This window comes from Pseudodesulfovibrio pelocollis, from assembly GCF_030282845.1.
GTDB classification, from domain to species: domain Bacteria; phylum Desulfobacterota; class Desulfovibrionia; order Desulfovibrionales; family Desulfovibrionaceae; genus Pseudodesulfovibrio; species Pseudodesulfovibrio pelocollis.
The window spans coordinates 14930-39209 of sequence record NZ_JASTWE010000011.1 but is presented as its reverse complement, the minus strand read 5'-3'; the positions used below and the strand labels follow the sequence as shown (position 1 = coordinate 39209).

Annotated in this window: 22 protein-coding genes; 14 read left to right on the top strand and 8 right to left on the bottom strand. The window is 65.0% G+C overall.

Translation table 11 applies throughout. The features are described 5' to 3' along the window. Nucleotides 1-238: 238 nt before the first annotated feature. The 10 genes from murJ to QQS14_RS05785 all read left to right on the top strand — a co-directional run bounded on the left by murJ (nucleotide 239) and on the right by QQS14_RS05785 (nucleotide 12676). Complete coding sequence (gene murJ, locus QQS14_RS05830; RefSeq protein ID WP_285906017.1) at nucleotides 239-1786, top strand: murein biosynthesis integral membrane protein MurJ; 1548 nt, start codon at nucleotides 239-241, stop codon at nucleotides 1784-1786. Continuing rightward, entirely contained in the window at nucleotides 1783-2607 is an 825-nt protein-coding gene (locus tag QQS14_RS05825) for a tRNA1(Val) (adenine(37)-N6)-methyltransferase (protein WP_285906016.1), read from the top strand. The genes murJ and QQS14_RS05825 overlap by 4 nt, the downstream gene beginning before the upstream one ends. Beyond that, a complete protein-coding gene (locus QQS14_RS05820) occupies nucleotides 2600-3502 on the top strand; it encodes a C-GCAxxG-C-C family (seleno)protein (protein ID WP_285906015.1) in 903 nt (300 codons plus the stop codon). Before QQS14_RS05825 ends, QQS14_RS05820 begins: the two co-directional genes overlap by 8 nt. Nucleotides 3503-3726: 224 nt before the next feature. Then, nucleotides 3727-5073, top strand: a complete 1347-nt coding sequence (locus tag QQS14_RS05815) for an AAA family ATPase (RefSeq protein WP_285906014.1) — start codon at nucleotides 3727-3729, stop codon at nucleotides 5071-5073. Next, entirely contained in the window at nucleotides 5063-6022 is a 960-nt protein-coding gene (locus tag QQS14_RS05810; RefSeq protein ID WP_285906013.1) for a metallophosphoesterase family protein, read from the top strand. Before QQS14_RS05815 ends, QQS14_RS05810 begins: the two co-directional genes overlap by 11 nt. Beyond that, nucleotides 6012-6338, top strand: a complete 327-nt coding sequence (locus QQS14_RS05805) for a hypothetical protein (RefSeq protein ID WP_285906012.1) — start codon at nucleotides 6012-6014, stop codon at nucleotides 6336-6338. The genes QQS14_RS05810 and QQS14_RS05805 overlap by 11 nt, the downstream gene beginning before the upstream one ends. Nucleotides 6339-6358: 20 nt before the next feature. Beyond that, complete coding sequence (locus tag QQS14_RS05800) at nucleotides 6359-6994, top strand: P-loop NTPase family protein (protein WP_285906011.1); 636 nt, start codon at nucleotides 6359-6361, stop codon at nucleotides 6992-6994. Between the two features lie 371 nt (nucleotides 6995-7365). Next, the gene (locus tag QQS14_RS05795) at nucleotides 7366-9528 is read left to right on the top strand and encodes a malate synthase G (protein ID WP_285906010.1); all 2163 of its coding nucleotides are present in this window, start codon (nucleotides 7366-7368) and stop codon (nucleotides 9526-9528) included. A gap of 155 nt (nucleotides 9529-9683) precedes the next feature. Further along, complete coding sequence (locus QQS14_RS05790; protein ID WP_285906009.1) at nucleotides 9684-10715, top strand: virulence RhuM family protein; 1032 nt, start codon at nucleotides 9684-9686, stop codon at nucleotides 10713-10715. 179 nt (nucleotides 10716-10894) lie between these two features. Beyond that, nucleotides 10895-12676, top strand: a complete 1782-nt coding sequence (locus QQS14_RS05785) for an ATP-dependent nuclease (RefSeq protein WP_285906008.1) — start codon at nucleotides 10895-10897, stop codon at nucleotides 12674-12676. A gap of 17 nt (nucleotides 12677-12693) precedes the next feature. Here QQS14_RS05785 and QQS14_RS05780 read toward each other — a convergent pair whose 3' ends face one another. Continuing rightward, nucleotides 12694-13458 carry a purine nucleoside phosphorylase YfiH/LACC1 family protein gene (locus QQS14_RS05780; RefSeq protein WP_285906007.1) on the bottom strand — a complete coding sequence of 255 codons (765 nt, stop codon included), beginning with the start codon at nucleotides 13456-13458 and terminating at the stop codon, nucleotides 12694-12696. After that, nucleotides 13446-14033 (bottom strand): 5-formyltetrahydrofolate cyclo-ligase, encoded by a 588-nt coding sequence (locus QQS14_RS05775; protein WP_285906006.1) that lies wholly within the window; start codon nucleotides 14031-14033, stop codon nucleotides 13446-13448. Before QQS14_RS05775 ends, QQS14_RS05780 begins: the two co-directional genes overlap by 13 nt. A 141-nt stretch (nucleotides 14034-14174) precedes the next feature. Between QQS14_RS05775 and QQS14_RS05770 the strand changes: the two genes are divergently transcribed. Then, nucleotides 14175-15554 (top strand): sigma-54-dependent transcriptional regulator, encoded by a 1380-nt coding sequence (locus QQS14_RS05770; protein WP_285906005.1) that lies wholly within the window; start codon nucleotides 14175-14177, stop codon nucleotides 15552-15554. A 10-nt stretch (nucleotides 15555-15564) separates the two neighbouring features. Here QQS14_RS05770 and QQS14_RS05765 read toward each other — a convergent pair whose 3' ends face one another. From QQS14_RS05765 to QQS14_RS05740, 6 genes are all read right to left on the bottom strand, one after another. Continuing rightward, nucleotides 15565-17382: a cation:proton antiporter gene (locus tag QQS14_RS05765; protein ID WP_285906053.1), complete on the bottom strand. Its 1818-nt coding sequence runs from the start codon at nucleotides 17380-17382 to the stop codon at nucleotides 15565-15567. A gap of 55 nt (nucleotides 17383-17437) precedes the next feature. Then, nucleotides 17438-17896, bottom strand: coding sequence for a DUF3124 domain-containing protein (locus QQS14_RS05760; RefSeq protein WP_285906004.1), 459 nt, complete (start codon nucleotides 17894-17896; stop codon nucleotides 17438-17440). A 56-nt stretch (nucleotides 17897-17952) separates the two neighbouring features. Beyond that, nucleotides 17953-18117, bottom strand: a complete 165-nt coding sequence (locus QQS14_RS05755) for a hypothetical protein (protein WP_285906003.1) — start codon at nucleotides 18115-18117, stop codon at nucleotides 17953-17955. Beyond that, nucleotides 18114-19205, bottom strand: a complete 1092-nt coding sequence (locus QQS14_RS05750) for a potassium channel family protein (RefSeq protein WP_285906002.1) — start codon at nucleotides 19203-19205, stop codon at nucleotides 18114-18116. The genes QQS14_RS05755 and QQS14_RS05750 overlap by 4 nt, the downstream gene beginning before the upstream one ends. Nucleotides 19206-19289: 84 nt before the next feature. Then, complete coding sequence (locus QQS14_RS05745; protein ID WP_285906001.1) at nucleotides 19290-19814, bottom strand: YeeE/YedE thiosulfate transporter family protein; 525 nt, start codon at nucleotides 19812-19814, stop codon at nucleotides 19290-19292. Beyond that, complete coding sequence (locus QQS14_RS05740) at nucleotides 19811-20338, bottom strand: YeeE/YedE thiosulfate transporter family protein (protein WP_285906000.1); 528 nt, start codon at nucleotides 20336-20338, stop codon at nucleotides 19811-19813. Before QQS14_RS05740 ends, QQS14_RS05745 begins: the two co-directional genes overlap by 4 nt. A 176-nt stretch (nucleotides 20339-20514) precedes the next feature. On the opposite strand from QQS14_RS05740, the gene QQS14_RS05735 reads away from it, so the two are divergent. The 3 genes from QQS14_RS05735 to QQS14_RS05725 are packed head-to-tail and all read left to right on the top strand — an operon-like array spanning nucleotide 20515 to nucleotide 24178. Beyond that, complete coding sequence (locus QQS14_RS05735) at nucleotides 20515-22815, top strand: xanthine dehydrogenase family protein molybdopterin-binding subunit (protein ID WP_285905999.1); 2301 nt, start codon at nucleotides 20515-20517, stop codon at nucleotides 22813-22815. Beyond that, complete coding sequence (locus tag QQS14_RS05730; RefSeq protein ID WP_285905998.1) at nucleotides 22812-23315, top strand: (2Fe-2S)-binding protein; 504 nt, start codon at nucleotides 22812-22814, stop codon at nucleotides 23313-23315. The genes QQS14_RS05735 and QQS14_RS05730 overlap by 4 nt, the downstream gene beginning before the upstream one ends. Next, nucleotides 23315-24178 carry an FAD binding domain-containing protein gene (locus QQS14_RS05725; protein WP_285905997.1) on the top strand — a complete coding sequence of 288 codons (864 nt, stop codon included), beginning with the start codon at nucleotides 23315-23317 and terminating at the stop codon, nucleotides 24176-24178. The genes QQS14_RS05730 and QQS14_RS05725 overlap by 1 nt, the downstream gene beginning before the upstream one ends. Nucleotides 24179-24280: the final 102 nt, after the last annotated feature.

The following is a 24280-nucleotide window of genomic DNA, read 5'->3' as shown; positions in this document are numbered from 1 at the left end:
AGAAGCAGGGCCTGACGCGAACATGGTCTCTTTTGTCAAAAACTATTTTATTACGGGATGTTGTTTTGCAAACCCTGCTTCTTTGACCACGGCACCCCCGCCGGAGACGGTTAACAAGTCCTTACGGAATAAAATAATGTCGTGACGGCATATTAAATTTTATCTAGAAAAACTCGAGAAAAGTGGCGCATCGAGATTTCAAGGTGTTGGCGAATCGGCCTTCGGGCGGAGCAAAAAGGTGAGCAGACACGGCAGGGACATAGCCAGAAACGCGGCCGTCGTGGCGGGCGCGACCCTTGTTTCCCGGGTATTGGGGTTTGTTAGAGACATGATCGTGGCCTTTGCCCTGGGGGCCGGGGTGTTTGCCGACGCCTTCTTCGTGGCCTTCCGCATCCCCAATCTCCTGCGCAGGCTCTTTGGCGAGGGGTCGCTGACCATGGCCTTCATCCCGGTCTACTCCCGGGTGCGCGAGGAAGAGGGCGAGGAAGCGGCCCAGGCCATGGCCCGCTCGGCCATGATCTGGCTGGCCGTCATCCTGGGTGGCATCACCCTGGCCGCCCAGGTGCTGGCATGGCCGCTGACCCTGGCCATCGCCCCGGGATTCCTGCGCAATCCGGAACTCTTTGCCACCACCGTGGATCTGGTGCGCATCTGCTTCCCCTATGTCATCTTCATCTGCGGGGTGGCCCTGTGCATGGGCGTGCTCAATGCGGGCAACCACTTCCTGGCCCCGGCCCTGTCCCCATCGGTGCTCAACCTGGCCCTCATCGGCTCGGCCCTGTTCGGCTATTATTTCGGCTACAACGTGGCCTATGCCATGGCCTGGGGCGTGCTCCTCGGCGGCCTGGGCCAATGGCTGCTCCAGCAACCCTATCTGCGCAGGGCCGGGTTTTCCTGGCGCGGGCCGTGGTCGTGGCGCAACAAGGGGGTGGCCCGCATGGGGTTGCTCATGTTGCCCACGGTCTTTGGCGCGGCCGTCTACCAGCTGAACATCCTGCTCGGCACGCTCCTGGCCTCGTTCCTGCCCGTGGGCTCGGTCTCCTACCTCTACTATGCGGACAGGTTGGTCCAGTTTCCCCTTGGCGTCTTCGGGCTGGCCATCAGCACCGCAGCCCTGCCGAGCCTCGCCCGGCTGGCCGCCAAGGGCGAGATGGAGGAATACGACGGGGCCATGACCCTCTCCCTGGGCCTGACCCTGTTCATCGCCCTGCCCGCCGCGGCCGGGCTCGTCGGGCTGGCCGGGCCCATGGTCTCCCTGCTCTTCGAGCGCGGCGAGTTCACGGCCGAGGCCGTGACCGCCACGGCCCACGCCCTCATCGCCTACTCCGTGGGCCTGCCCTTCATTGCCCTGGCGCGCCCGCTGGTGGCCGGGTTCTACGCCCTGGAGGACACCCGCACCCCGGTCAGGATCGCCGTGCTCTGCCTCGCGGCCAACGTGATCCTGGGCTTGCTGCTCATGCGTCCCATGGCCCATGTGGGGCTGGCCCTGGCCGTCAGCCTCTCGTCCATGCTCAATTGCGTGCTCCTGCACATCTGTCTGGCCCGCAAACGCGAGGCCACCCTGGTGCCACTGGCCGCGTCCATCAAGATCCTGATCCTCAGCCTCGGCGTGGGCCTGGGCGCCCACGTCACCGCCTCCTGGGGGCTGTGGTGGTTGGCTCTGCTGCCCGCATGGGTCGTGGCCTACCTGTTCATGGCCCTGGTCCTGGACATGGCCGAGGCGCGCCTGTTCATGGACATGGTCCGCTCCCGTATCAGGCGCGGGAGAAAGCGGGACAAGGCATGAGCGAGGGCCGCGCTGGCGCAGTGGACACCCGGGCCGTGCTCGACCGGCGGGCCGCCTTTCCCCGGGGCATGGCCCAGCCCGAAGGCGGCTACCGTTTTTCCCTCGATTCGCTGCTCCTGGCCTGTTTTGCCCGGCCCGGGCGCGGGCAGGAGGGCCTCGACCTGGGCTGCGGCTGCGGCGTGATCGGCCTTGCCCTGCTCCTGCGTCAGCCCGATCTGCGCCTGACCGGCCTGGACATCGACCGCCCGAGCGTGGAGGCTGCCGAGGCCAATGCCGCCGCCCTCCATCTCGCGGACCGCTATGCCCCGGTCCAGGGCGACGTGGCTGTGTGGCGGGCCGACCGCGTGGTGAATTTCGTAGTGGCCAACCCTCCGTATCGGCCCCTTGGCTGCGGCCGGGTCAGCCAGGACGAGGGCCGCGCCGCCGCCCGCTTCGAGAGCCGGGGCGACTTCGCCCGCTTTGCCAGATGCGCGGCCGTGGCCCTCAAGACCCGCGGCCGGTTCACCTTTGTCCACCTGCCCGAGCGCCTGCCCGAACTCCTGGACGGACTGACCCGGGCCGGGCTCGCGCCCAAGCGCATGCGGCTGGTCCACAGCCGCGCCGGTCAGGAGGCTCGCACCGTACTGATGGAAGCAGTCAAGGCGGGCAGACCCGGCCTGCACGTGGAGCCGCCCCTGATACTCCATTCCGGCTCTGGCCGCGACACGCGGCTGACGGACGAGGCCATCGCCTTCTGTCCATTTCTCTCCTGCCGCCGGGGGGAGCGGGCCAGCGACCCCCCAGGCACCACCCACACCCCAAGCGAGGATTCCCATGCATGACCACCTCCACACCGCAGCCGCCGATCTCTTCAACTCCGGCGACCTCTACTGTGCAGAGATCGTGCTCAAGCTCATCGCCGAGGCCGGAGGGCGCGATCCCCGGCCCCTGACGCCCCTGGCCACCGGATTTTGCAGCGGCATGGCGCGCACCTGCGGCCAGTGCGGCGCGGTGTCCGGGGCGGTCATGGGCATCGGCCTGCATGCGGGCCGCACCGAGCCCGGCGGGGAGTACGACCCGGCCTACGGACTGGTCCAGGAATTCCAGGACAAATTCCGCGATGCCTTCGGCTCCATCAACTGTTTCGACCTGACCGGCTGCGACTTTGCCACGCCCGAGGGTCAGGCCAGGTTCAGGGACGAGAACATCAAGGCCCGCTGCATCGAGTACGTGGTCCGGGCCGTGGACATCGCCCTGAACCTGCTGCGCGATACCGGCCATCTGCCCGACGAGGCCGCCTTTGTCCGCTCCCGGCTCGCGCCCTGCGGCCTGCTCTGCGCCACCTGCCTCGCCTTTGACGGCGGGCCCATCCAGCAGTCGGCCAGCGCCCTCAAGGCGGCCCTTGGCGACAACTTCACCCCCTATGCCGAGCGCTTCGCGGCCATGAACCCGGCCTTTGGCAACTTTGCCGCGTTTCGCGAGCTGCTCGACTACCTCGCCTCGGGCTCCTGCACCGGATGCCGCGAGGCCGGGTGCCTCTTCAAAAGCTGCGCCGTGCCCGCCTGCGCCCGCGAGCGCGGGGTGAACTACTGTTTCCAGTGCGCCGACTTCCCCTGCGACCGCCACGGGATGCCCGCCCCCCTGGCCGAGCGCTGGCAGGCCAACAACGAGGCCATGCGCCATCTCGGCCCGGCCCCCTGGTTCTTTACACGCCACCCCAAACCGCGCTACCCGTAGCAGGTGGCGTAAATGGCCCGATTGCGTCGTTGCTGCGACCCATGCAGACCCTCGCGTACCGGAGTACGCTTCGGCCCTGCATGGCTCTTGCGCCTAGCACTCGAACCATTTCCGCCACCTGCTTCGCAGGTTGGCGATGGGGACGGGAGGTGCCGGACGCAGTAAACAGAAGTGATGCTTTTTGTGAACAGATTTGAAGTATTGAACCAAACACGCCGGACAGCATGATACGCAGCATCATCCTCGAAAATTTCATGGCCCACGAGCGGACCGAGCTGGAACTGGGGCCGGGGATCACCGCGCTGACAGGGGCCAACAACACCGGCAAGTCCGCCGTTGTCGAGGCGCTGCGCTGTGTGACCACCAACCCGTCCTTCAGCCACTGCATCCGCCATGGCGCCAGGGAGGCCCGGGTCACGGTGGTGCTGGGTGACGGGGCAAAGGTCGTCTGGATTCGCAAGAAGCGCAGCGCGGGCTACGAGATCACCCTGCCGGGCCGCAACGAGCCCGAGGAGCCCTTCTGGAAGCTCCAGGGCAAGGTGCCCGACGAGGTGCGCGCCCTGCTCCGGCTCGATCTGGTGGACCTTGAGACCGGCGATCCCGTGGACGTGCACCTGGGCAACCAGCGCGAGCCCGTCTTCCTCCTCAACCGGCCCGAGTCCAACATCGCCGCCTTCTTTGCCGCCTCCACCGAGAGCGCCCATCTGCTGGCCATGCAGAACGCCCTCAAGGCGCGCACCACCGAGGCCAAGCGGAGCGAGCGGGAACTTGAGACCCGCCGGGAGCGCATCGAGGCGCGGCTGAACGTCCTGGCCCCCATGCCGGACATCGCCCTGCGCATGGACGAGGTCAGCCGACTGGAAACCTCCGCAAAGGAACTCCAAGCCGCCATGCCGGTCCTGGAAGGCCGCTGCTCGACCCTGCGCCAACTGGCCGCAGGACTTGATGCCCTGCGCCGATCCGCAACCCTCCTCAATACCCTTGAGCCGGTGCCGGAACCCAGCCCGATCAATAGGTTGCGCACCCTGTTGGCGGATATGGGCCGCACCGCGACGCGACTGGCCGCCGCCGGGCGGACAGGTGGTGCCCTGGCCCTCCTGGCCGCGCCGCCGATGGTGGAAAACACCGGCCGACTGGCCGAAATCTGCGACCGTCTGCAAGCCACCTCCCGCGCCTTGCGGAAGGCTGAGGTCAGAAGCCGGGCCGTGTCCGGGTTGGCAGCGCCGCCGCAGGCCATCGAAACGAAACAACTCTCCGAACTTATGGATGAAATGATCGCGGCCCGCTACCGCATCGGGCGGGTGGCCCGCCGCGAGGACGTGTTGCGGAGCCTTGCGGAGCCGCCCCGGGTCGAGGCAGACGCGCGCCTAGCCGAGCTGGTTGCCGACCTTCGCGGACTGAGCGTGCGCAAGCTGGCCCTTGAGTCGGAACTGGCCGGGTTGGAGACACGGTTGCAGGAGGTCAGGGAAACCCTGGCCGAAGCCCTGGCCGGCATCGGCGGCTGCCCCCTGTGCGGGGCGCGGGTCGATGCCGACTCCTTCCTTGATCGGAGGCATGCCCATGAGTGTTGAGACCATCCGGGCCAATGGGCTTTTTCTGGTGGCGGACCCGCATCTGGCGGACCTTCCGCCGGGCCAGCGGCTCGACGGCTATCTTGAGCAGATCATGAGCAAGCTGGGCGCCTGCCTGGACCGCGCCCGCGACCTTGGCATGGTCCCGGTCGTGCTGGGCGACCTCTTCCACCGCCCCCGTGACAACTCCAACAAGATGCTTGTGGAACTGATCCGCCTCTTTGGCTCGCGCACCGGGTCGGACAGGGTCTGGGCGCTGGTGGGCAACCACGACAAGTACCAGTCGCGCTTCACCGAGGACCTGACCATTGCGGTGTTGGAGGCGGCCGGGGCCCTCCGGTTGATGAAGGAGGAAGGGCCCCAGTTCATCCTCGAGACCGACACAGGGGCCGTGCTGGTCGGGGCCAGCCCGGACGGCTCGCCCCTGCCCAGGGGATATGAGCGCGCACCGGACGGCCCGTCAGCCGTGGTCTGGCTCACCCATCACAACATCCGTTTTCCGGAGTTCGAGGACCTGGCCTACGCCATCCGCGAGCTGCCCGGCATCGACTGGCTCATCAACGGCCACATCCACCGGCCCCAGCCCACGGTACGGGCCGGGCAGACCACCTGGGCCAACCCCGGCAACATCACGCGGCTCACCTTTTCGCGCCGCTCCCTGGAGCGGCAGCCCGCCGCCGCCATCTGGACGCCCGGCTGCCAGGAGCTTGAGTCCTGGCCCGTGCCGTTCCTGCCCTTTGACCAGGTCTTCCCGGACCAGGATTTTCCGCCCCAGGCGCAGGAGGCCGGGGGGCAGTCGGACTTCATCAGCGGCCTTGAGCGGCTGGCCTGGAAACGCACCCGCGAGGGCATGGGCCTGCGCCAGTTCCTGCAAGAAAACCTGTCCAGGGAGACGCCCGAAGGGGCGCTCATCTGGGAACTCTACGAGGAGGTCACCCTTGACCCATAGCAACCCCAACAACACCGGGACGACCCGGGACGTCCAGCTGGAGCGGGAACTCGCCGAACTGCGACAGGATTATGAACGCCTGCGCGAGCAGCGGGTGCGCACCGAGCAAGACATCACCCACCTCACCGGACAGCTCGAAGGGCTCAAGGCCCAGGCCCTGGCCGAGTACGGCACCAGCGACCCCGAGGAACTGCAACTGCTTCTTGATGAAAAACGCAAGGAAAACGAAAGACTTGTCGCCACATACCGTAAGCATGTCCAACAAATTCAGGCAGACCTTTCCGCTGTGGAAAACAGCCTGGAGCAGGCGGATTGATGGTATCCGGAGCCGAATCAATGCCTGATCCGACCGAGGTCCGGCGGCGGCTCGACCGGCTCTCGGCCCTGGCCGAGGCGGCCCACGCCGAACACGGCCGGGTCCGCGACGAACTGGCCGGGGTGCGCGACTTCCTGGCCCTGGCCCCGCGCGCCCGGGACACGCTGGAGGAGCTTTCCACAGCCCTGTTCGGCCAGGTGCTTGACGAGGTGGAACTGAACCTGACCCATGCCGTGCGCGAAATCCTCGGCCAGGACCGGGTGGTGGCCACCCGGCGCGAGGTGCGCAACAACCGGCTCCAGATCCGCTTCGAAATCCACAATCAGGGCGATGGCGACCGGGTGGAGGACATCCTGTCGGGCCAGGGCGGATCAGTCTGCAACATCCTGTCCGTGGGGCTTCGGCTCATCGCCCTGTCCCAGCTTGCGCCCGAGGCGCACCGCCCCTTCCTGGTGCTCGATGAACAGGACTGCTGGATCAGGCCCGCCCTTGTCCCCAAGCTCATGAAACTCATCGCCGAGATAGCCGACCGCCTCGGCCTGCAACTGCTGGTCATCAGCCACCACCCCATCGACCTTTTTTCCGACACGGCCCACCGCATCCTCGAACTGCGCCCCGACCGCGAACACGGCGCGACCCTCCGCCGGGTGAAGTAACCCCGGCACACTGCGCCGCCTGCCGCAGCACACCTGTCGGCTCCACCCCGTTCACTGGGTCGTCCAGACAAGACCGGTACCTGTCCGGGTCGCCGCCCTTGTCGCCGCGCTGGTCGCCGCGCTGGTCGGCAACCACCCCAGGGAGCCGGGCCAGGGGGCGATAAAAGACCCGTGCAGGGGCAAGAAAACGGATTGACAGGGCTGGGCGGGGAGCGAAGGCGGCGGTGTCGGACTTGCGCGCAGTGATCGGGCATTGCGCTTCCCGGCCGGGAAGGCTAGCCTGTAGTTGCGCCGCCCTCGCGCTGGACGGGGGGACGCGGCCCGCCGGTGCCGCTCGGCTGACGGACCATTAGCCCAAAGGAGCCCTTTGCATGACAAAAAGAATCCAGGTCGGCGGCCTTTCCGTGGCTGCCCCCCTGTACGAAATGATGGAAACCGCCCTGGCCGGTTCGGGCCTCGACGCCCCGGCTTTCTGGGGCGGCCTTGAGCGCATCGTGGCCGACCTTGGCCCGGAAAACCGCGCCCTGCTCGAACGGCGCGAGGCCCTGCAACAGGCCATCGACAACTGGCATCGCGAGCGGGCCGGGCAGCCGCACGACCGCACCGCCTACCGGACATTCCTGGAGGAGATCGGCTACCTGCGGCCCGAGGGCGAGGACTTTGCCATCACCTCCCGGGGCGTGGACCCGGAGATCGCCACCATTGCCGGGCCGCAGCTGGTGGTGCCCATCACCATCGCCCGCTACGCCCTGAACGCGGCCAACGCCCGCTGGGGCAGCCTCTACGACGCCCTCTACGGCAGCGACGTCATCGACGAGGCCGACGGTGCGGAGCGCGGCGGGGCCTACAACCCGGTGCGCGGCAGCAAGGTCTTTGCCTTCTGCGCCCGGTTTTTGGACCGCGCCCTGCCGCTGGCCTCGGGCTCCCACGCCGACGTGACCGAATACGTCCTTGGCGAAAGCGGCCTGCGGGCGCGGCTGGCCAGGGGCGACGCCACCCCCCTGCGCCACCCCGACCGGTTCGCTGGCAGCGCGGACCAGTGCAGCCGCCTGCTCTTCGTCAACAACGCCCTGCACATCGAACTATGCATCGACCGCGCCCACCCGGTGGGCAAGGATCATCCCGCCGGGGTCAGGGACGTGGTCCTCGAATCCGCCCTGACCACCATCCTCGACTGCGAGGACTCGGTGGCCGTGGTGGACGGCGAGGACAAGGCCCTGGCCTACGCCAACATGCTCGGGCTGGCGCTGGGAACCCTGGAGGCGTCGTTCCCCAAGGGGGACCGGATCGTGACCCGGACCCTGAACCCGGACCGGCACTACATCGCGCCCGACGGCACCGAGCTGACCCTGCCCGGCCGCAGCCTGCTGCTGGTGCGCAACGTGGGCCATCTCATGACCACGCCCGCCGTGCTCGACGCCGAGGGCAGGGAAATCCCCGAGGGCATGCTCGACGCCATGGCCACGGGTCTCATCTTTTCCCACGATCTCAAGGGGCGCGGCCCGCTGACCAACAGCCGCGCCGGGTCCATACACATCGTCAAGCCAAAGATGCACGGGCCTGCCGAGGTCTCCTTTGCCGTGGAGCTGTTCGCCCGCACCGAGCAGGCCCTGGGCCTGCCCGCCGGGTGCATGAAGATCGGCATCATGGACGAGGAGCGGCGCACCACCCTCAACCTCAAGGAGTGCATCCGCCGGGCGGCCGACCGGGTCATCTTCATCAACACCGGGTTCCTGGACCGGACCGGCGACGAGATACACACCTGCATGGAGGCCGGGCCTGTGGTGCCCAAGGAGGCCATGAAGGGCCAGCCTTGGATTCTCGCCTACGAAGACTGGAACGTGGACGTGGGTCTGGCCTGCGGCTTCAGCGGCCGGGCGCAGATCGGCAAGGGCATGTGGGCCCGGCCGGACCGACTGGCCGAGATGGTGGCCGCCAAGGGCGCGCACCCCGAGGCCGGAGCCAACTGCGCCTGGGTGCCCTCGCCCACGGCCGCCACCCTGCACGCCATGCATTACCACGAGGTGGATGTTTTTGCCCGGCAGCACGCGCTGATCGGCAAGGGCCGGGCCAGTCGCGACCAGCTCCTGACCCTGCCGCTGATGACCGACCGGCCCTCGGCGGGCGAGGTGGAGCTTGAACTGGCCAACAACTGCCAGTCCATCCTGGGCTATGTGGTGCGCTGGATCGACCAGGGCATCGGCTGCTCCAAGGTGCCGGACATCAACGACGTAGGCCTGATGGAAGACCGCGCCACCCTGCGCATCTCAAGCCAGCACATCGCCAACTGGCTGCGCCACAAGATCTGCACCCCCGATCAGGTCCTGGCCGCCCTCAAGCGCATGGCCGCGGTGGTGGACCGCCAGAACGAGGCCGACCCGGCCTACCGCCCCATGGCCGCGGACTTCGACACCAGCATCGCCTTCCAGGCCGCCCGCGACCTGATCTTCAAGGGCGCGGCCCAGCCCAGCGGCTACACCGAGCCCATCCTCCACGCCAAACGCCTGGAGGCCAAGGCGCGCTACGGGGGGTAGCCGGGGGCGGAGAAGGAGCGGAAGAAAGAACGCCGACTGTCCCCATACAAACCCCGGAGGCTCGCGCCTTCGGGGTTTTCCTTGTGTCCGTGCGGGCTTGTTGTGAGGGGCGGGCTGTATTATGCTCGGGCAACCCATCTTGAAAAGGACACATGATGAGCGAGATCAACCCCGCGCCAGACTCTCGAATAGAGATATTCAACGCCCCTAACGGCGGCGTTTCCGTCAAGGTCCATGTCGAAGATCAGACCGTCTGGCTGACGCAGCGTTCCATGGCCGACCTGTACCAGACCACCCCGCAGAACATCGGAATGCACCTCAAAACGATTTATGAGGATGGGGAACTGGATGAACCGGCAACGTGTAAGGATTACTTACAAGTTCGAAGTGAGGGGAATCGTGAGATAAATCGTACTTTGAAGCACTACAGCCTGGAGGCCATCATCGCGGTGGGCTACCGCGTCCGCTCGTCCGTGGGTGTCCAGTTCCGGCGCTGGGCCACGCAGCGCCTGCGGGAGTACATGGTCAAGGGTTTCACCATGGACGACGAGCGGTTGATGAACCCCGGCGGCTGGGACCATTTCGACGAACTGCTTGAACGCATCCGGGCAATCCGGGCCTCGGAAAAGCGCTTCTACCAGAAGATCAAGGACCTGTTTACCCAGACCAGCGCCGACTATGACGGCACGTCGGAAACCGCGCGCACTTTCTTCAAGACCATCCAGAACAAGATGCTCTACGCCATCACCGGCAAGACAGCCGCAGCCATCGTGGTTGAACGCGCCAATGCCTCTGCGCCCAACATGGGGCTGACCAGCTTCAAGGGCGACGTGGTCCGCAAGGGCGATGTGATTACCTCCAAGAACTACCTGCACCAGGACGAACTCTCCAGGCTGGACCGGCTCGTGACCATGTTTCTGGACCATGCCGAGGATCGCGCCGAAAAACGCCAGCGCATCACCATGCAGGAATGGATCGAAATCGCCGACCGCTTCCTTGCGTTCAATGAATGGAGAGTGCTGACCGACGCGGGCACCGTCTCCCACAAGCAGGCAGAGGAGCACGCCCACCGCCAGTACACGGCGTTTGACCATGCTCGCAGACAGCGGGAACTGGAGCAGGCCGAAATCGAAGCCGAACGGGATTTTGAGGAACTGGTGAAGGGGATTGAGGGACGGAAGCCCTGATCACGAGCGTGGACAGTTGGGTCATTCAAACACCGCTGCGCTCCCGGACTGGGGCGCGGCGGTGTTTGGGTGAAGACTCTCACTCTAATTCCTGTAATAAATTACGACATAATCTTGGCAACGACAAGGCATCAGCGTATAGCCAACACATATATCAACGCAAATACACAGAGGAATGCATGAAAGTCATTAACAAAATTGAAATTAACTACTTCAGGTCTGCATATTCGATCACGCTTACAGACCTTAGCGACATAACAACACTGATTGGCGAAAACGATTCAGGAAAATCAAATATACTCAAAGCGCTTAATCTTTTTTTCAACAACGAAACGGAATTGGGCACAGCTTTCAACTTCACGAATGACATTTCGAGGACAAGGGAAAAAGAAGCGAAGAAACAGAAAGGGCGAATGACTGTTTGGGTAAAAATTACTTTCAACAACTTCAAAGAGTGGAGATCTCTTCCAGATTCATTCTATGTAAAAAAAGTTTGGACAAGATACTCTCAAACCCCGGACATGAAGCATACTGATGAGATCTCAAGGACGACAATTGGTAAATTTTTAAACTCGATCCGTTTTCATTATATCCCGCCTGTCAGAAGCAGAGAGATATTTAGCTGTTACCTAAATTTACTTCACGATGCTTTAATTGATGATGAAAAAGCTGGCATATCCGATTCCTCCGGGGCACTGATGGGGAAAATCAATGAAAGCACAGAAAGTATGGCGGAAAAAATCCAAACAGCTTTGGGGATTGAAAGCACTATTGATGTACCTAAAGACTTGCGGATTCTGTTTAGCGCATTAGATTTTACTACTAAACATAACGACTTCTTTATCCCGCTGCAAAAAAGAGGGGATGGCCTTCAGACGCGGCACATACCATACATCCTTGACTTCGTCGCTCGCAGATCAAAAGTTCATCACATCTGGGCATATGAGGAGCCAGAGAACTCCTTAGAAATTAGCAAGGCTTACGACCTTGCCCTCCAACTCAAGGATGAGTTTTCACAAGAGAATCAAATATTTATCACAACACACTCGCCAGCATTTTATGACATCTCTGGAGAGAAAGCCAAGCGGTTTCATGTTTACCAACATGACAGAGGAGGCATGACAGACAAGTCTTCTCACGTGGCTCCTATCTCATCCAGAAATGAAGCGGATAGCTTTGTCGGCACTGCTGCTTTTATTGCCGCAAGGACGAAATCCCTTGTCAATGAACATGCAGAACTAAAAGAATCAAATGCAAAACTGGCTCAGCAGCTTCGCGACTCAACTCTTACACAAGTCGTTGTTGAAGGGCCGACTGATAAAATAATTCTTGACAAAGCATTAGCCGCCCTCTTTCCTAGAGACCATTTTTGTGAGTTTGTTCCGGCAAATTGCGCTACAAAACTCCTTTCATATCTTCAGGCATGTGACCACATAACAAAATCAAACAATATTCCTACAATTGGGATATTTGACAATGACAATGAAGGAAGACAAGCGTACGACAAACTAAAATATGCAAAAACAGTGTCTGGAGGTGACATAAAGGTCATCAATAAAGTCAAAAAAGTGTATGCCATGCTTATTCCTATGCCTGACGAAGCAAAAGAGATACAAAATAAGGTAAACAAGAAAATTGATGGAAGTTTTTCTGTCTCGATCCCTATAGAATTTTTATTCCCCAGAGACGTCATTGCTCGCGCAATCAAAGAAAAAGCTCTTGTCCTTCGGCAAATTGTTAAAGACATAAGAGATAGGGAATCAAAGTTAAGTATCAATTTCACCGAAAAAATTTCTCCGCACATCCACCCAGACTACAAATTCCTTGCCTATGACATCGACAGCGCATCAAAAATTACTTTTGCAGATTGGCTTTGTAAGCAGCCACCCAAGGCCTTCCAGTCAGTCTATCCTTTGCTGAAAAAAATCAAAGCGTTGTCTCAGTCAGAAACAGTTGAGTAGCTGGAGACTCCACCCACCTACCCCTTGATCCACACCACCCCCACCTGCCTGCCTGTGGCCTTGACCGGAGAGGCGCACGCCCTGCGGTAGGAGAAGAAGGTGTCGGCGTGGGTCAGGGTGCAGAGGTCCAGGCCGTATATCTGGTGGGCCGGGATGCCTGCGGCCCGGAGCTGGTCTCGGGTCATGCGCCAGAGGTCGGCCGTCTGGGTGACGCGGTCGCGGTAGGCCTCGAAGCCGGGGCCGAAATCCGTGTCAAAGTTGACGAACTGGGAGGCAGACGGGCCGAGGCTCGGGCCGCGCACGGCCAGGATGTCGGCGGGCGAGAGGGAATAGCGCTCGCAGAAGCGGGCCACGCCGGAGCCGGGGAAATCGAGCTTGTTGCCGCGCCAGCCCACGTGCAGGGCAGCCACGTGGCGGCCCGCGCGATGGGCCAAGATCAGGGGCTGGCAGTCGGCGGTCTTGACGATCAGCCCCATGCCGGGAGTGGCCGTGGCCAGGCCGTCGCCCTCAAGGGTCGGCTCGGTCTCGGGCTCTGCGGGCGAGGGATCGAAGTGGATGGCGTCGCCATGCACCTGACGGCACTCGCACCAGCCGCTCAGGCCCAGGCGGTCGTGGAGCAGGCGGCGGTTTTGGCGCACTGCGGCCGGGTCGTCGCCCACCTCGAAGGAGAGGTTGGCCGTGTCATGGGGCGGCTCGCTCACTCCGCCCCGGCGCGAGGTGAAGACGCAGCCCACGCCGGGAATGTTCGGGAACAGGAAGGGGAAAAACGCTATGGCCGCCACAGTTCCTCCTCGGTGCAGACAATGTCCACCGGCATGTCCCAGGGCTGCACCGGCAGCTCGTCCACCAGTTGGAAGGCATAGGCGATGCCGACGAGCAGGGGGCGGCCCATGGTGCCCGAGGCCAGGAGCCGGTCGTAGTAGCCGCCGCCAAAGCCCAACCGAAAGCCGCGCCGGTCAAAGCTCACGCCCGGAATCAGGGCCAGATCGGGATTGCACGACGCCACAGCCGGGCAGCGGTGCGCGTCCGGCTCAAGAAGACTGTAGGGACCGGGCGTCAGGTCGGATTCGCAGGCGGCGCAGGCCAGGTCCATCTCGCCCGGGGCGTCGGGGCGGCACCGGGGCAGGAGCACCCGGCAGCCGCGCTCCCACAGCTCGCTGACCAGCGGGCGCACATCCACCTCGCCCCCCTTGGGCCAGTAGACCAGCACCTCGCGCGCCGCACGCCATTCGGCCAGGGTGCGGATCAGCTCCTGAACCCCTTCGCTTGCCCGGCTCACGGCCGCCTCGTCCTGTTGCAATTGACCGCGCCGGGCCAGCATCTCGCCGCGCAGCCGCTTCTTGTCCATGGTGTTCATGCGCGGACGATACCACGGGCCAGGGGCACAATCCAGCGGTGATGGAATCAATGCGAATCCCGACGCGCCAAATGCCCCCTTGGTTTTCGGGCCGTCTTGATTTATCCTGCCGCACATCCCCTGAAACAAGCCGGAGAGCACATGCCCGCCAACATCCTGGTCCTTGACGACGAAAAAAACTACCTGCTCATCCTCGAATCCATCCTGGAGGACGAGGGATACGGCGTGACAGCCCTGTCCGACCCGGAAATGGGGCTGGCCTATCTCGAAGAATCCGAGGTGGACATCATCCTGACGGACATGAAGATGCCCAAGCTCACGGGCCAGGACGTGCTTGAGCGCTGCAAGAAGGCCTACCCGCACATCCCGGTGCTGATCATGACCGCGTTTGGCTCCATCGAGGCCGCGGTGGAGGCCATGCGCATCGGGGCCTTTGACTACATCACCAAGCCCTTTGCCAACGAGGAGATGCTCCTGTCGGTCTCCAAGGCCGTGCAATACGCCGCCACCCAGCGCGAGAACATCCGCCTCAAGCGCGAGATTCTCGACCGCTTCGGCAAGGGCAACATCATCGCCCGGGGCAAGGGCATGCAGCAGGTCATGGACATGGTCGACCGGGCCGCGCCCAGCCGCTCCACCGTGCTCATCCTCGGCGAGTCGGGCACGGGCAAGGAGCTGGTGGCCCGGGCCATCCACGCCTCGTCCCCGCGCCGCGACGAGCCCTTCATCACGGTCAACTGCATGGCGCTGAGCCCCGGCGTGCTCGAAAGCGAGCTCTTCGGCCACGAAAAGGGCTCCTTCACCGGGGCCACGGCCATGCGCAAGGGCCGCTTCGAAATGGCCAACAAGGGCACCCTGTTCCTGGACGAAATCGGCGAGCTGACGCCAGAGCTTCAGGTCAAACTGCTCAGGGTGCTCCAGGAGCACCAGATAGAGCGCGTGGGCGGCACCGACACCTTTGACGTGGACATCCGCATCGTGGCCGCCACCAACAAGAACCTCCAGGAGGCCGTGACGCGCGGCGAGTTCCGCGAGGATCTCTTTTACCGCCTCAATGTGGTCTCCATCTTCCTGCCCCCCCTGCGCGAACGGCGCGAGGACATCCCGCTGCTGGCCGCCCACTTTCTCGACAAGTACACCAAGGAGAATCAGGTGGAGATCACCGGGTTCACCGGCGCGGCCATGGACTACCTGACCGCCTACGAGTGGCCGGGCAACGTGCGCCAGCTGGAGAACGTGGTGGAGCGGTGCACGGTGCTGGCCCGCACCGAGGTCATCGACGCCGACGACCTGCCGCCCGAGATCAAGGACGAGGAGGCCCAGTTCAAGAGCGCGGTGGACCTGCTGCCCTCGCAGCTGAACCTGGCCGAGACCATGGACAAGATAGAGGGCGCCCTGGTCAGGCGCGCCCTGGTCAAGTCGGACTTCGTCCAAGTCAAGGCCGCCGACATGCTCGGCCTCTCCAAGAGCAACCTGCAATACAAGCTCAAGAAATACGACCTGATGGGCAGGGCGAAGTAGCGCCGCTCCACTAGGTTTTCTCTTCTCCATCGGAGTCCGCCCTGTCCGCCTCGCGGGTCAGGGCCAGGATGCTCCACCCTTCCCTGGGTGTGAAGTCCGCGTCAGGCGTGAAGACGTGGATGCCCTCGTCGCCGTCAATGGCGAAGAGGGGCAGCCGGTGCGTCGAGGCGTCGGCCAGATAGTCGGCAAAGGTGAACTCGCGGGTCAGGGCCGTGCGCCGAATCTCCCCGCCCTGGCGAAACATGCGCTTGAGGTCGCGGTAGGCCACCTCGTCGTCGAAGAGCACGCGGCCGCCGTAGCGAAAGGCTGATTTTTCCACGGCCACCCCGTCCTTCCTGGGCCAGTTGCGCACCGAGAATATCCGCATCGGCTCGAATTCCAGCCGGTAATACTGCGCGGCCAGGGCGTTGAGCTCCACGTTGGCAGACAGGGCCAGCAGATGGCCGATGCCCACCAGATTCAGGTTGCGCTCCGCATGCTCGGAGACCGGGTTGCCCCAGTAGGCGGGCAGGCCCGCGAGCTTGGCGTCGCGCACGGCCGACCAGTTCTGGTCCGCCAGCAGCACCCGGTAGCCGTTCTCCTGCAAGGCCAGCCCCACGGCCTGGGCCACGGGATTGGCCCCCACGATGAGAAATCCCCGGGGCTCGGGCTCGGCCACACCGAGCCTGCTGGCAATGAACCGGGCCGTGGTGCTCTGGAGCAGCACCGTGCCGATGATGACCATGAAGGTCAGGGGCACCAGCTGCGGCGCGTCCTCGTACCCCAGCGCGCCGAGCTTCATGGCAAAGACCGCGGTGATGGCCGCAGCCACGATGCCGCGCGGCGCGATCCAGGACAGCAGGTGGCGCTCGGCCATGCTCAGACCCGAGCCCAGGGCGCTGGCCTGCACGCTCAGGGGCCGGGCCAGGAACTGGATGACCAGGAACACCCCCAGGGCGGGCCAGCCCAGGGCCAGGAAGGCCGAGAGGTCCATGCGCGCGGCCAGCAGGATGAAGAGGACCGAGATGAGCAGCAGGCTCAAGCTCTCCTTGAAATCCATGATCTCGTCGAGGTCAACGCCCTTCATGTTGGCCAGCCACACGCCCATGACCGTGACCGTGAGCAGGCCGGACTCCGCCTCCAGCAGGTTGGAGAGGGCGAACACGCCGCAGACCAGGGCCAGGGCAATGATGTTGTGCAGAAACTGGGGCACCCAGTATTTCCTGAGCAGCAGGCCGAAGAGATACCCGCCACCCGCGCCCAGCCCCACGCCGATGAGCACGATCTTGCCGAAGACCAGGGCCCCGGCCGCCACCCCGCCCTGCGCACCCCCGGCCACGATGAACTGATAGACCAGCACCGCCAGGATGGCACCGATGGGGTCGATGAGGATGCTCTCCCATTGCAGGATGTTGGCCACGCTCTCCCGGGGCCGCACCGTACGCAGCATGGGCATGACCACCGTGGGGCCGGTGACCACCATGATGGCCCCGAACAGGCAGGCGATCTCCCAGGCGAAGCCCAGGAGCAGGGCCGTGGCAGTGGCCGTGATCGCCCAGGTGATGAGCGCGCCCAGGGTGATCATGTTGCGGATCACCTTCTCAAGGCCGGGTATCTCGCGCAGCTTGAGGGTCAGGCTGCCCTCGAAGAGAATGACCGCAACCGACAGGGAGACAAAGGGAAAGAGCAGCTCGCCCATGAGCAGGTCCGGGTCGAGCCAGCCCAGCACCGGCCCGGCCAGCACGCCGCAGGAGAGCAGGAAGATGATGGCCGGCAGCTTGACCCTCCAGGCCAGCCACTGGCACAGGATGCCCGCCACCAGAATCAGGGCGATGGTGATGCTCGTCATTTGATGCACGGCGAAAGCCTCCGTGGAAGAGCCTCGGGTTCCGGTCAGACCAGGACTATTCCTCGATCACCCGTGCCGGGCTCGTGAAGGAGACCCCAAGGCTCGACTCGGTGCTGATCATCACCGTCTCCACCACCGGAGCGTTGACCGGGGTGTCCGCCTTCCAGACCACGATGAAGTTGGCCCCGGATCCTCCCGCGCTGTCGCGTTGATGGACCATGAATTCAAGGGTCATCAGCGGGGCGAGGATACGGGGTTCGTCCAGCTCGTGGCGGATGAGGCGACCGTCAGTGTCGTAGTAGTCCACCACGGTCAGGGTCAGGGGCAGGCGCTGATCAATGTTGCGTATGCTCAAGGTCACGGTCAGGTCCAACGTGCGGTTCCTGGGACCATGATAAATATGGGAATAGCAGGGAACATACAGGGTCTGACCCAGGGAACGCTGGGCCAGTGCCTCGGTCGGCAGCAGGAACAGGCACATGAGCAGGGCCGGGCACAACCATCTTCTGACCATCACGACTCTCCGTGGCGTATTGCGAGCCCGCGCGGCCGGGCCGGGCCGGGGCGGGCTCATGTTTGTTTCGCGCCGGGCGGGATGGCCGCGCCGCACTTGTCGCAGCGAACCGCCTGGGCGCGCCTTTCTTCCGACACCACCTGTCGATGCCCGCACACAGGGCAGACGCGCGCCCGGGCGCGCACTCTCTGGAATATGCTCAGCAGGCCGAACAGGTTCATGTTTCGATTTCCCGTTTTGTGTTGTCGGACGCCAAATCGCGCCCCGGCGAGCAGACCGCCTGGAGTCCGGGCATGTTCTCCGGCTTGCCCAGTGCCACGAGCAGGTCCCCTGCCTTGATTTCAATCCCGGGGCCGGGGTTGAAGAGCATCTTCCCGTCCGTGGACTTGATGCAGACGATGATCACGTCGAAGTTGGCCCGGATGCCCGAGTCCCTGACCAGCTTGCCCACCAGTTCGGAGTCGGGGGCCACGGGCAGTTCTTCCATTTGCAGGTCGATGTCGCCCCGGCCGGCCAGATCGAGCAGGTTGGTCACCGTGGGCCGCAACACGCTCTGGGCCATGCGCAGCCCGCCTATGTTGTAGGGCATGACCACCCGGTCGGCCCCGGCCCGCTCAAGGCGGGAAATATGCGACTCGGTGTCGGTACGGGCCACGATGGTCAGGCCCGGATTGAGCTGGCGTGCCGTGAGGGTGACGAAGACGTTGGCCGCGTCCTGGCTCAGGGCGGTGATCAGGCAGCGTGCCCGCTCCAGCCCGGCCGAAAGCAGCACCTCGTCCATGGTCGCGTCGCCGCTGACGACAAGCACGCCCCTGTTCTCCAGGGCCATGAGCGCCTCGGGGTCCTTCTCGATGACCACCATGGGGTGCCCCGCCTTCTCTATCTCCTCCACGACCACGCTGCCGATACGGCCATAGCCGCATATGATGAAGTGGTCGCGCAACCCCTTGATGAGCTTGCTCACTCTTCTTTTCCCCCAGATGTGTTGCAGGCGGCCCTCGATGATCACCTGAGACATGGTGCCCATGAGGTAGGCAAAGCTGCCCACACCGCCCAGAATCATCGCCGCCGTCATTATCCTGCCCGCTTTTGAAAGCGGCTGCACCTCCATGAAGCCCACCGTGGAAAGGGTGATGACCACCATGTAGAAGCTGTCGATGAAGCCCCAGCCCTCAATGGTCATGTACCCGATGACGCCCGAGACGATGATGCAGGCGAAGATGGCACTTCCCACCCCGAGGGACCAGGAAACGGCGTGCCGCGTCCGTTGACGCAGCCGCCACGCCCCGAGCCGTTTGACCAGTCCCATGTCACCTCCGACGCAAGACGGTTTCTCTCCATCATTTACGCCGGGACATTGCGAATCACCAGCGGTTTTTGCCTCGTGCCGAGATCAAAGCCCCCTGCGCTCGAAGAAACGGAACAGGGCGACGCAGCCTAGGGCCAGAAGCGCGATGACCACCCAGTGGCTGACGCCCAGCAGGCCGGGCAGGGTGAGCTTGCCGAGGTTGCCCCAGGTGAGCACGCTGGCCTCCATGGCCGGGTAGGCCTCGGCATACAGGGCGGCCCCGAACCAGCCCCCCAGAATGCCCCACAACCCGTCGAATCGCCCCTCGCCCAGCGCGCCCCAGGAGGTGCCCGGGCAATAGCCGAGCAGGGCCCAGCCAACGCCGAAGATCAGGCCGCCCAGAATCTGCGCGCCAAGGGTGGTCCCCTTGATGGACAACTCGGCCAAGCCCAGGTCCGCCAGCAGGTGGACCCCGACCGAGGCCACCAGGATGGCCGAGAGCATGAACTTGAGGATGGTCATGTCCTTGAGGCGCAGCGCCCCGAGCTGCTTGTCGTAGCGCAGCACCCTGGCCCGCTGGAGCAGCCAGCCGAAGAGCACGCCGGTGAACAGTCCGAACATCAGGGTCATGATCGCCTCCCGGGGTAGAGCAGGCGGGCCGTGATCAACCCGCCCGCGAAAAAGCAGGCCATGGCCACAAGCCCGCTCACAGAGAGCTGGGCCACGCCCGAAAGCCCGTGGCCGCTCGGGCAGCCATCGGCCAGCCGTGCGCCGAACAGGGCAAGAGTCCCGCCGAGAAAGGCGGTGGCGAACCGCCTGACCCGGCTCGGCCCGAAGCGGTCGCGCCAGCTGTCGGGCAGATCGGTCCAGCGGAAGGAGCCCGTGGCGTTGGACGCGAGGAACGCGCCAAAGAAGATGCCCAGCACGAACATCCACTGCCAGTCGATGCCCGGGTCCCTGGCCAGATATTTCATGAAATAGCTCGACTCTTCCACATGGCCCGGGGCCACGATCTGCTCCACCAGCCCGGCCGAGCGCACGAACGAGGTGGACGCGCCAAAGAACTGCCCGGCCACCAGCACCGAAAGAATCAGCACCAGTCCGGCCAGCGCTCCGGCCACATAGGGGTTCATGCCCCTGTCCTCTTGTCGCATGGCTGCCTCCTTGGTTTCGATTCCCTGATAGCATACCCCGGCCCACTGCGAAAGGCCCGGCATGAAAAACAAAGATGCCTTTTTGGCCCACGCCCCGCCTCATGGCCTCGTTGACACGCTAACCCCTTTGCCGCACAGTGATCCATCATCAAACTCCATGCGAGGAACCCGCCACCATGCAGGACATAGGCCGCCGCTCGCGCCGCTTCGACGCCCTGGACAAGGCACGCGGCACGGAACAGTTCGCCACGGACATCTACCCCCCGGACATGCTCTGGGCCGGTGCCCTGCGCGCTGGCGTGCCCCACGGCATCATCCGGCGCATCGAGACCGCCCGGGCCGAGAAGGTGGAGGGCGTGGTGGCGGTGCTGACCCGCAAGGACGTGCCCGGCACCAACCGCCAGGGCTTTGTCTACTGGGACATGCCCGTGCTCTGCGGCACCCGGGTGCGCCACGCGGGCGATGCCGTGGCCCTGGTGCTGGCCGAGTCGCGCCGGGCGCTCGCCGAGGCGCTGCGGGCCATCGAGATGGAGATCGAGCCGCTGCCCGTGGTGGACACTCTGGACGCGGCCCTGGCCGACGACGCCCCCAACATCCACGGCCTGGACACTGGCAACGTGCTCAAGGCGGCCACCATCGCCAAGGGCGACGCGGAAGCCGGGCTTGCCGAGTGCGACGTGGTGGTGGAGGAGACCTTTTACACCCCGGCCCAGGAACACGCCTTCATCGAGACCGAGAACGGCGTGGCCCGCATTGACGATGACGGCACCCTGCACATGACCGTGTCCACCCAGGCCCCGTTCCGCGACCGCTTCGAGATCGGCCGCGCCCTGGGGCTCGATCCCTCGCGCATCCATGTCACCGGCCCCTATCTGGGCGGCGGCTTCGGCGGCAAGGACGGGGCCACGGTCCAGTGTCTGCTGGCCCTGGCGGCCATGCACGCCAAGGGACGCCCGGTCAAGATGTGGTGGAACCGCGAGGAGAGCATGCTGGCCGGATACAAGCGCCACGCCGCGCGCATGCGCTTCACTGCCGGGGCCAAGCGCGACGGAACCCTGCACGCGGTGCGCTGCGAGCTGGACTACGACACCGGGGCCTACGCCCACCTGGGCGTGGAGATCATGGCCCTGGGCATGGAACACTCGGGCGGGCCGTACCGGCTGCCCCACCTGGAGGCCAAGGGACGCTGCGTCTACACCAACAATCCCGTGGCCGGAGCCTTTCGCGGCTTTGGCGTGGCCCAGGTCAGCTTCGCCTTTGAAGGCATGATGGACCGGTTGGCCCACGCCCTGGGCATGGACCCCCTGAAATTTCGCCTCAGGAACGCCATCACCCGGGGCGAGCGCAACTGCGCGGGCGTGACCATGACCACCTCCACGGGCATGGAGGAATGTCTGCTGCGCCTGCGCGACCATCCGCACTGGAAGAGCCGCGAGGCGTGGCGGGCCGACGCGCCCCCCTTCACCCGCCGGGCCGTGGGCGTGGCCGCTGTCTTCAACGGCATGGGCTATGGCCGGGGGCTGGCCGACTACGCCGTGGCCAAGGTGCGCCTGACCGGGTCGGGCCGCATCCGCGTCTACAACGGAGTCAGCGACATGGGCCAGGGCAACGCCTCCACCTTTGTCCAGATGGCGGGCGAGATCCTCTGCCAGCCCGAGTCCGTGATGGAGCTGGTCCAGCCGGACACAGACCGCACCCACCCCTCGGGCTCGGCCGCAGCCGGACGGACCACCTACACCTACGGCAAGGCCCTGATCAAGGCGTGCGAAACCCTGCGCGACAAGCTCTTCAACCGGGCCGCCCTGATGCTCTTCGTGGACGACGGCTCGGGCTTTGCCATGATCCCCGGCGGGGTGCGCCACCTGCCCACGGGCCGCGATCTGCCTCTGGCCGCCCTGGCCGCCATGATGCACCCGGACGACCGCATCAGCATGGCCGAGCACCTCATGCCGGTCACGCCCGAGCCGGTGCGCGGCGGCGAGGCCTTCACCCTGGGCTTTCCGCACCTCCTCTTTCCCTACGCCGCCCATCTGGCCCGCATCGAGGTGGACGAGCTGACCGGCCGGGTGGCCGTGCTCGACTACGTGGCCTTCACCGACGGCGGCCGGGTCCTCAACCCGCAGAATTTCGAGCAGCAGGTGCACGGCTCCGTGGCCCAGGGGCTGGGCTACGCCCTGACCGAGGATGTCCTGACCGAGGCGGGCGTGCTGCGCTCCACGGACCTGTGTACCTACGTCATCCCCACGTCCCTGGACCTGCCGGACATCGAATCCCACGCCGTGGAGACCATCGAGCACACCGGCCCCTTCGGCATGAAGGGCATCGGCGAGGTGGGGCTCAACGGCCCGCTCCCGGCCGTGGCCTCGGCCCTGTACAGCGCCGGGCTGCCCATGACCCGCGCCCCCTTCACCTTTGGGCGCGTGCTGGCTGCCCTTGAGGACGACCAACCCGGAACCGGAAGCGAGGCCGCATCATGATCGTCTTCACCCTCAACGGCATCGGACAGCGCCTCGACGTGGACCCCACCCTGCGCGCCCTGGACGTGCTGCGCGAGCACTGCGGCCTGACCGGCCCCAAGGAGGGCTGCGGCACCGGCGAATGCGGGGCCTGCGCCATCTGGATGGACGGCGTGACCCGCCTCTCCTGCCTGACCCTGGCGGGCCAGCTCCATGGCCGGGCAGTGACGACCATCGAGGGATTGGCCGACAGCTGGGATGAGAATGAGGCAACGGACACCACCGACCAGCCCCCCTTGCACCCGGTCCAGACAGCCCTGGCCGAGCGCGGCGGGGTCCAGTGCGGCTACTGCACGCCCGGCATGACCATGGTCGCGGCCGAGCTGCTGCGCCGCGAGCCGAATCCCGACCGGGCCGCCATCCGCGAGGCCGTATCCGGCAACCTCTGCCGCTGCACCGGCTACCACAAGATCGTGGACTCCATCGAGGACGCGGCTGAAACCATGCGGAAGAAACGCTGATGCCACTTTTCCTGCCCACCGACCTGAGCGAAACCCTGGCCCTGTTGGCCGACCATCCCGAGGCGCGCATCATGGCAGGAGGCACGGACCTGCTGGTGCGTCTGCGCGCTGCGGGCCGAACACCGGGCACCCTCGTCTGCCTGGAGCGGGTGGCCGAACTGGGGCGCATCGAAGCCCTTGAGACCGCCACAGGCCCGGCCGTGCGCATCGGCGCGGCCGCCACCATCACCGACCTGCTGCGCAGCGACACCGTGCGCCAGCGCCTGCCCCTGCTCCACCGCGCGGCCTCGGCCTTTGCCGCGCCCACGGTGCGCAACGCGGCCACCATCGGCGGCAATATCTGCACCGCCTCGCCAGCGGCCGACACCCTGCCCGCCCTGCACGTCATGAACGCCTCGGTGGAGCTGGCCTCGCGGCGCGGGGCGCGCATCCTGCCCATGCCCCACTTCGTCACCGGCCCGGGCCGCACCGCCCTGGAGCCGGACGAGGTGCTCACGGGCGTGGTCGTGCCCGTACCCCGGATATTCACCATCCATCATTTCGAGAAGGTCGGGCAGCGCCAGGCCATGGCCATCGCCGTGGTCAGCCTGACCGCCATGCTGGCCGTGGAAGACGGCCGGATCAGGGACGCCCGCCTCGCCTGGGGCAGCGTGGGACCGACCATCGTCCGCTGCCCCGAGGCCGAAGCAATCCTCAGGGGCAGCCGCCTGACCCTGACCGCCCTGACCGAGGCGGCCCGGGCCGCCCGCCGCGCCGTGGCCCCCATCTCGGACGTGCGGGCCACTGCCGACTACCGCCGACAGGTGGCGGGCAACCTGCTCCTGCGCCTGGCCGATCTCCCGGGCCGGAAGCCGGGAAGCTGATCGGACCGGCCGAGTTCCGGCACCGACGAAACGCAAGCAGCCCCCTCGCCAGATGCGAAGGGGCTGTTTTCGTTGTGTCGGCTCGCGGCTTGCTGCCGCGCC